The organism is bacterium (assembly GCA_040754625.1).
In the GTDB taxonomy this organism is placed as follows: Bacteria; JACRDZ01; JAQUKH01; order JAQUKH01; family JAQUKH01; genus JAQUKH01.
In genome coordinates this window covers 1-8,734 of record JBFMCF010000017.1, presented here as the reverse complement: position 1 = coordinate 8,734, position 8,734 = coordinate 1, and the positions used below count along the sequence as shown (strand labels likewise).

Sequence of the window (8,734 nt, the reverse complement as noted above, 5' to 3'; positions counted from 1 at the left end):
CACCACCCGCCAATATGTTATAGGCGATATTCAGCACATGATCCGATTCATGATACGGGACATGTGTTTTTAATAATTTTAGATTTGAGTCGATTTCTTTTACCAGTCCCATCTTTTTTGCCATTTGGTGAAGGACTCCTATTCCCCCACAGTTTATCGCTTGAATTTTCCCGCTCATTTCATAGTGTATGTTGCTGCCCTTCATGACCGGATCGGGTTGATCTTTCCATTGTTTTTTTCTTAATCGGTGTCCAATTTGTTGTTGACGATTCCTTAGTATTTTGCTATATTTTCCTTTAGATTTTTTATTCACTTGAAATGCCCTTTTTTTTGGTTGTTATGTTTTTTGACAAAATCATTTTAACCAATAGAATTGGGCATTTCAAGTCCTTTTTCGCTTTTATTTCAAAAAATTACGCTTGTGTAAGGACTAATAGACAGTTTGGTGCGGGGTTTACCACCCCATTATTAAAGAAAATATCTGCGTGTTTCCCAGCACCGGATGAGAAAAAATACTGTAATCAATTTGAACAGGTTTAATTTTTATACCCAGCCCGCCGGCAGCGCGGCTTGGCTGTGTTTCATACCCGGACCTTAAAAATAAAAAACTGTTTAAACATATTTCCTGCCCCAGGTGAAAATTATCTTCAAAATTTTCTTCCTTCTCCCAGTCAAACGCAAAGATAATTCCTTCAAAAATACTGCATGATATCCCAATCCTGTAAATAACAGGTAAATTATCCATTATTCGCGGCCTGTTAAAATTTCTAGCCATACTGCCAATCCGGAAATCTTCATTTAGTTTAACCTGGAAACCGCCGTCTATCCCGATGGCGGAATATTTATCCAGAGATTCTATTTTAAGATTCATCTCTTTTACATTAATTCCTATATCCAGATTGTCCATAAATCTCCTGAAAAGATTTAAAAGCTTTACTTCTTCATAATAAATATCATTCCCGAACCTCTGTATACCAAAACCCAGCCTATTATTCAAAAAAAATGTCCGGCCGTATGCAAAAAGATTCTGCTTCAATTCTGAAATGCCAAAAAGCTCTGTTTTTGATGTAAAAACCTCGTTTTTTTCTTCTTTTGCCTCAAATATTGCAGGGCTATAAAAAATACCGTCAATTCCACCTTCAATTGCTGAAAAAGTCTCACCCATACCTGTAATTCTTGGGCTGATAGGTTTTTCCTCAAAGGCGGCGAATGAAAGACTGCCCAGAGATAAAAATATGATTATCCATAAAATGTTTTTCATAAATTTAATAAATTATCACAAAGGGCAGGCACGGGGACCTGCCCTTACATCATTTATTCTTTGCGCTATGCTATCTTTTTTTTCCCACCACAACCGTTTTTTTCAAACTGTTTATTCCCTGGCTGTTTCGTACTTCCATGTATAGGATATAAATCCCGATTTTTACTTCCGTGCCATCTTTATCCCTTCCATCCCAATGGACAGTCTTTGCCCCGCCTGAAAAATATTCATCTTCTTTCAAACGGACACAAAGCCTCCCCCGGACATCATAAATTCGTAAAGTCACATCAGCCCCGTAACTAAGATTAAAATCTATTTTCAAATAGCCCTGGTCTCCCAAAATAAAGGGATTAGGAGAAAAAGAGAGACCTATAATTTCCGGAGGTTTTGAAACAACTTCTTTTTTTATATTTTCGTAACCGCAGGTAGGCTCTGCAGAAATCCAGTTTTGGCTCCTGTCAATATTTTCCCCTGAAAATTGCAAAGAAAACCCTGAATCCGCCGGGACTTTTAATTCATTGCCCCCCGGGTTTACTCCGTCATTAGGCCATAAACAAAAATCAGCACCTGTAAGCCCGCTGTCCGTACCGCCCTCGTATGAAATAAAGTCCTGCGGAATATCTTTGTCATCTCTTAACCCGACAGGGTCGCCGCTGTTCGAAAGTTTGGATGATGTCTCATTCATATAAAAATGAAACACCCCTGAAGAATCAAAATCTGTGCCCTTCCCTATATGGATAACAACATAATCACCCGTCTGCACCTTAGGACATGAATCGGGAACAGCCCATTTTTTGTGGCCGCTGTCCCAATCAAGAATATACCATCCGGAAGGATCAAATCCTCCTTCAACAACAAACAATTCTATGAATTCCCTGTCTGCCTCTTCTGAAGACAAGCCCGGCGGGTCGTAATAAATTTCATTGATTCTGATTTTTTCTGCGAAAACCGGAGAGGATATTATGAGGGTAAAAACAAGAATCCATTGAAAAATGTATACTTTGTTTAATTTTATCATTTAAAAGGGTATTTCTAATGTAGAGTCAAAAAGTAAGCCGTGTAACCGACGATTATTGAACCTGTGATGCAAATTCCGAGATACAAAAACAAAACGCGTTTCCTGAACATCGACCACAATACAGCTATGACCGGAAGCGCGGAAACAGGCCCTCCTATCAAAAAAGCCATTCCGGCACCCCATGGAATCTGCATTCCCTTATCAATAAAACCGTAAAGCACGGCCGCGGCGGTAACCTGGTTAACATAAAGCGGCACGCTGACAAAAACCACAACCGGGACAATCCACATACTTTGGGAATAAATGACTTTTTCTATCATCTCTGAGGGCAAATACCGTAAACCGGCTATTTCGACGAGCAAGCCTATCAAAGTATATTTACCTATAGTTATGAATCCTTCCCAGAATTTTGCCCCAAAAATAATAAATTTATTTTTCCCTTCTTTGGCCAGGCGGTTGCTTAATTTATCCTGGCAGGTACATTTTATTTTCGGGTCGCAGTCATGGTCATGAACATCATGCAAAGGCGGTTCTCCTTTAAACAATTGTTTAAAAGTGAAGTATTTATCCTGAAATAACAAAGTAACATATCCCGCGAAGAGCCCCATAAAAATGCTTGCTATAAGTTTCGCGTTAGCCCAGTCTTTTCCCAATTCCCACGCCGTCAGGGTATAGCCGCTCGGGCTCATTAACGGGGAAGAAACGAGCAGTGCCATAACCGGGGCAAAAGGGACACCGTTGATTATAAGAGAAATTGCCACAGGAAGGATCCCGCACGCGCAAAGCGGACTGACTATCCCGATAATTACCGCACCCGGGACAGAAAAATAACCCATTTTATCAATTGCCTGCCTTAATTTTACATGTAATTTAAAAGTTCTTATAACTGAATCGATTGCCACACCGAATAGAAAAAATGGCATTATATACAACGCCTCTTTCCAGAGCTCAACGGCCAAAATAATAATTTCCTGAACTGCTTTTTCCATATAACCAGCACTTTTTTTCAAAAAAAGATTTGCAACGTCCCCTCCCTCTCCAAAATTAAGGACGGATTAAGGGGTGCTTAAAAATAATTGTTCCAATTTTTTAATATTTTTATTGAATTCAAATTTTTCCTCGACTTTTTTTTGCGCCATTTCACCCATTTTTTCTGCCTTTACCGGGTCATTCAAAATATTTATTATTTTTTCCGATAAAATTTCACTTTTTCCATATGGGGCCAAAAAACCGTCTTTCCCGTCATCAATAATTTCCTGGGTCCCCAGGCTTTTCGTGGCAATTACAACCTTGTTCAAGGCCATTGCTTCAACAGCCACAAGTCCAAACGCTTCTCTTTTAGACGGCATGACTAAAATATCCAGTGAATTCATCACAACGGGGAGATCAGGCCTGAAGCCCGTGAATATTACACTATCCGGGATATTCAATTCTTTAACAACACTCTCCAGATAATTCTTATATCCGTTTTCCTCTCCTTTTGTTTCTTCACCAACAATAAATATTTTAATTTTGGGAATTTTTTTTATAACTTCCGGCATGGCGCGCAGCATATACTCATGCCCTTTTCCATCCTGCAAACGGCCGACCACCCCGATCATATAAAAGTCTTCCGGAACATTATATTCTTTCCTTAAGATATTTCCCTGGAGGGCTCTCTGCCTGAATTTTTCTACATTTATACCGCAATATATTACGTCAATTTTTTCAGGTATTATATGCGTTGTTTCTATTAAACTTTCTTTTACCGCATTTGTAATCGCGATTGCTCCCGTTAATGAACGATATAGGATAAAATGGAAAACGCTTTTTTTCCTGTAATGAGATTCAATATGCCTCGTGAAATATATTTTTTTACAGCCTGCCATTTTTCCGGCCGGTATAATTACCGGCAAATCCTTCGCCATATGGCTGTGAACAACATCTATTTTATTGTCTCTGATGATGTTTTTTAATTTCAAAATAACAGGCAGGTCAAAATATTTTATCTTATTTTCCAGGTTAATTACACGCAATCCTAATTGACTGGCTGCTTTTTCGGCGGGGGACATCCCGGGGCATGCAACAATAACATTATGCCCTAATTCCTTTAACCCCCCGGCAATTATAGGCATTTGCATTTCAAGCCCGCCCCATGCACGGGAAAAATTTATTTCCAATATATTTAATTTATTTTTATCCATAAAATAATATATTATATCATAAATAATATTTTTCTTTCCTATTTAAAATAATATGGTATAATAGTTAACCTTTTAAAATATTTGATGGAGGGGTTTTATGAATAAAAATGTAAAGTTATTTTTGATTTTAATTACAGTTTTTATTTTTATACCATCAGCAGGATTTTCCTATTTTATGATAATTGACCCAATCCAGGACCGCGTTCCGGTAGTCTATTTTAACCATACAAAACATCTTGACAAACAAAACGGGCTCGGTTTCCCCTGCGAGAGATGCCATCATGAATTAAAAACACCGGAACAAAAACCCGCCAACTGCCCCTCTTGCCATAGCGTGGAAGATGAATCTCAACTTGAAGAAAAAAACCTGCCTCCGCGTCTAAAAGTCGCATACCACAACATGTGCCGGGGTTGTCATACCGAAAATAAAAGAAAATATAAAGGAGCGCCTACTTCTGAATGCGGCGGGTGCCATATAAAAGAATTAGAAAAATTTGTTGGAGAAAAAATCAAAAACGGCAGGGAACGGCAGAAAAAATAGAAAAAATCTATCACTTATAAGTTATTTCAGCCGAAGTGGTGGAACTGGCAGACACGCATGATTCAGGGTCATGTAGGAGCAATTCTGTGGGGGTTCAACTCCCCCCTTCGGCACCAGATTTTCTGCAAGCAGAAAATCGGAGAAATTGAGAATCGACAATAGAAATTAGGCAAAAAAGATTCTCAATTGCGGTCTCTTTTCTATTTTCAAAATTTCAATATTGAGTTTTGGAGAAAACGGGAGTTTTTCTATCTATTCAAATTTAAAACCTTTCTCAATAAAAAGTTTTAAACAGGCATCTACCACCCTGGAATCATAAAGTATATCTCTTTTCTGCAATATTTCCTCAAGCGCGTTATTTATGCCGAGGGCCGGGCGGTATGGCCGGTGAGAAGACATAGCCTCGACCACATCCGCAACACCGATTATTTTTGCCTCTATTTTAATAGCTTCACCCTTAAGCCCGTTCGGGTAACCGGATCCGTTTATCCTTTCATGATGCTGCAATGTGATCTCCGCAATAGGCCATGGGAAATCTATTTCCTTCAATATTTCATACCCTGTCTGAGAATGGTTTTTTACCAGGTCCATTTCAATCTCGCTTAACTTTCCTGGTTTTGTAAGAATTTCCGAAGGAATACTTATCTTCCCAAGGTCATGCAAATCCCCCGCTATTCGAATTTCCGTAACACGCTCATCGTCAAAACCCAGCTCCCTGGCTATAGCACAGGCCAACTTGGAAACCCTGTGCTGATGGCCGGCTGTATATGGGTCCTTCTGTTCCACTGTTATTGATAAGGCATGGGATGTTTGTTCCAAAGCTTTTCTCAATTTTTCATAACTCTGTTTTATCCATTGCTCACCTTTTTTCCTCTCACTGATATCCTCAACAACAGAAATGAAATAATCCGGCTCGCCGGAAGGTTTACGCATAAGCGATACCGTTAAATTGACCCAGACAAATAAACCATCTTTACGGATATAACGTTTTTCCATGGAGAAAGTTTTTCTTTTATTTTCCAGCATTTCCTTGACATATCCAACGTCCCGGTCAAGATCATCAGGGTATGTTATATCCTGGAATTTTTTATTGGCTATCTCCTCCCGTGAATAACCTATAATGTCGCAAAACCTCTGGTTAACTAAAATCCACTTCCCGTCAAGTGCTACATGAGCTATCCCGACAGCCGCCTGTTCAAATGTCCCGCGAAACCTGTTTTCGCTTACCTGCAGCATCTCTTTTACCTTTTTACGTTCAGTGATATTTCTGGCAACATGAACAACCTGGACAATCTCGCCCTTTTCGTTCTTTATAGGAGAAGTGGAAACTTCAAAATATATTTTATTCCCTCCTTTATCATAATGTATGTGTTCAACTGTAGAGGCTGTTCCAGTTTTCAATGTTTCATACATTGGGCATATATGCTCCGGCGGACCGCAAGGTTTGTCATTTTGGTGGGTCACCTCGTAACATTTTCTTCCAATAATATTTTTATCTTCAATTTTTAAACTATCTATTAACGCTCTGTTGGTTTTCAATATTTCAAAAGTTTTTGCATCTATCACAGAAACCAGGTCCATTATGCTTTCAAAAACAATATCAGTAAAATTTTTTGATTCTTTTATTTCATCCTCAATTTTTTTCCTCTTGAGGGCTATACCTATGCTTGAACCCAGGCCCTCCAGAAAATTGATAAAATCAAATGTAAAACAATCCCTGCGGCGGTCATTAATCTGCAAAAGACCGATAATCTCATCAGATGAACGAAGCGGGACCAGCGCAACCGATTCATAGCCCTCGCTGTTACAACGCTCCCGTGCGCACACCCAGCGGTCTTTTTCATTTGGTGAAACAAGAATATCCGTGGTGCAGTTTGACCAGAAACTACCGCCCTTTGTAAAAAAAGATTTAGACGGGTCCGTCCGTCCGCACAAAACATCTCCACACATACATTCAAGATAAGGCCCGCCTTTTGAATCGCGTATAGGTTCGCCTTTCTGGTTTTTCGCGCAGAGCGACATCTCTTTTTCTATAAAAGAGTCAGAAAATCCGCTGTGGTAAAAATAAGGAAAGTCTTCACCTTCCTTTAACCGTATCCCGACAGCTTCAACCCCCGTATATTGCTTAATTATTTTTAAGATATTTCTTATAATATCTAATTGATATTCGGATTTATTCAAATCCAGCAGGACATCTGTCAATAATTTGTTATATTCCTCTAACTTCCTGCGGCCGGTAAAATTTTTATTATAAGTTTTTGATTTTTTCACAGGCATTTTAATTATCCGGTTTATAAGAGTCTCTAAAATAAGCGGCATGCTTATTTAGAATATATGCCTATTTATTGCTATAGTCAACCAGTGCTTACAATCGGTAAAATAATTGTTTTAATAAAGAATTTTTAAGATATATATTTCTGGAATCAAAAAAATGGAAGGTTTTCAGCCATGGCCGGTAAATTTGGTCATAAAAACTTCAAAAAAAAAGGGTGAAAATAAAATATTTTCACCCTTTTTTACTTATTCAAACAGGAAATTACATCCCGCCATGGCCTGCCGGCGCTCCACCGCCGTGGCCTTGAGGCATACCGGGATGAGCCCCCTTACTCTGCATTCCTTCTTCGAATTTTATTTTCTTTAAAACCTCTTCGTTGACCTGTACAGATATTTCTTTTTTTGTTTCTTCCAGCCAGTCATTAAAACAGGTCCCTTGTTTTTTTGTAATCAATCTGCTTCTAATTTCTTCTTTTTCCGGTTCTGTTCTTTTAATAATGTGATATCCAAAAGAAGTCTTTACAGGATCTGACGTGATTTCTCCTATTTTTAATGCAAATATAGCGTTATCAAATTCAGGGACCATGTCTCCTTTAGAAAAAGTCCCAAGGTCCCCATTATTTCTTTTTGCTGAGGGGTCCTCTGAAAACTCAGATGCCAATTTTCCAAAATCTTCTCCCTTTTTTACTCTTTTTAAAATGTCTTTTGCCTTGGTTTCATCTTTTAGAAGGATATGGCTTGCGCGTCCTATTGTTTCGCTTGTGCTGATTTCTTTCGCAACTTCTTCATCAGTTACAGAAGTTGATTTGACCAGCTCTTCATTTTTAGCAGCGTACATTTCTTTCGCCAAAATATTATCTTTAATGTCCTCAATAATCTCCCTGATATCCTCTTTTTTGTCAATACCCATGTTCCTCGCCTTTTCTGCTAAAATTTTTTCTTTAATAATTTCTTCAAGAAATTTTCTTTTTCCGTCCTCACCTGAAAAGAACATTTTGTATTGCGGTGGTATTGAACTATATTTACGTTCAAATTCTTTTACAGTAATTTTAGTATTGCCTATTTTCGCAATAATCAAGCTTGCATCGGCCTCTTGAGATCCTGTGTTCTTTCCCTGAAATTTCTCGCAGGCCAGCGCACAAAAAATAAAAATCACTAAAAACGACAAAATTCCAAACCTTTTCTTTCCCATTTTTTTATCCTTTCTTTTTTACAAATTAAAATACAAAGTATTATAATACATTCTTAGGTATTTTACTACTAATATTTTAAAAACAAGTAAAATATTGACATTAAATCACAGGATGTTAGAATATGGTTTAAGAATAATATTTTAAGGAGATGATACGATAAATTAAAAGTCAAAAGTGTTAGGTGAAAACTCTGGATTATAGGTAAAATAAACCATAGTCTGGAGTAGATAGGTTATAGGTTGAATTTGATTCTGGGGCTTAATT

Annotated in this window: 8 protein-coding genes and 1 tRNA gene; 2 read left to right on the top strand and 7 right to left on the bottom strand. The window is 38.1% G+C overall.

From position 1 onward, the window contains the following. The 5 genes from AB1498_01015 to AB1498_00995 form a co-directional block, all read right to left on the bottom strand. Positions 1–313, bottom strand: a 313-nt coding sequence (locus AB1498_01015; GenBank protein ID MEW6086882.1) for an IS1380 family transposase, incomplete at its 3' end; no start/stop codon positions are given. Between the two features lie 141 nt (positions 314–454). Continuing rightward, positions 455–1,261, bottom strand: coding sequence for a hypothetical protein (locus AB1498_01010; GenBank protein ID MEW6086881.1), 807 nt, complete (start codon positions 1,259–1,261; stop codon positions 455–457). 70 nt (positions 1,262–1,331) lie between these two features. After that, on the bottom strand, positions 1,332–2,279 hold the full coding sequence (locus tag AB1498_01005) for a hypothetical protein (protein ID MEW6086880.1): 948 nt from the start codon (positions 2,277–2,279) through the stop codon (positions 1,332–1,334). A 14-nt stretch (positions 2,280–2,293) separates the two neighbouring features. Next, the gene (locus AB1498_01000; GenBank protein ID MEW6086879.1) at positions 2,294–3,268 is read right to left on the bottom strand and encodes a permease; all 975 of its coding nucleotides are present in this window, start codon (positions 3,266–3,268) and stop codon (positions 2,294–2,296) included. Between the two features lie 66 nt (positions 3,269–3,334). Next, on the bottom strand, positions 3,335–4,462 hold the full coding sequence (locus AB1498_00995; protein ID MEW6086878.1) for a glycosyltransferase family 4 protein: 1,128 nt from the start codon (positions 4,460–4,462) through the stop codon (positions 3,335–3,337). Between the two features lie 97 nt (positions 4,463–4,559). On the opposite strand from AB1498_00995, the gene AB1498_00990 reads away from it, so the two are divergent. Both AB1498_00990 and AB1498_00985 read left to right on the top strand, forming a co-directional pair. Then, complete coding sequence (locus AB1498_00990) at positions 4,560–5,003, top strand: cytochrome c3 family protein (protein MEW6086877.1); 444 nt, start codon at positions 4,560–4,562, stop codon at positions 5,001–5,003. Positions 5,004–5,032: 29 nt separating this feature from the next. Continuing rightward, positions 5,033–5,119: transfer RNA gene (locus AB1498_00985), tRNA-Leu, on the top strand. 136 nt (positions 5,120–5,255) lie between these two features. Here AB1498_00985 and AB1498_00980 read toward each other — a convergent pair. Together AB1498_00980 and AB1498_00975 are read right to left on the bottom strand one after the other, a co-directional pair. Next, complete coding sequence (locus AB1498_00980; protein MEW6086876.1) at positions 5,256–7,280, bottom strand: PAS domain S-box protein; 2,025 nt, start codon at positions 7,278–7,280, stop codon at positions 5,256–5,258. A 259-nt stretch (positions 7,281–7,539) separates the two neighbouring features. Continuing rightward, positions 7,540–8,469: a peptidylprolyl isomerase gene (locus tag AB1498_00975; GenBank protein MEW6086875.1), complete on the bottom strand. Its 930-nt coding sequence runs from the start codon at positions 8,467–8,469 to the stop codon at positions 7,540–7,542. Between the last annotated feature and the right edge of the window lie 265 nt (positions 8,470–8,734).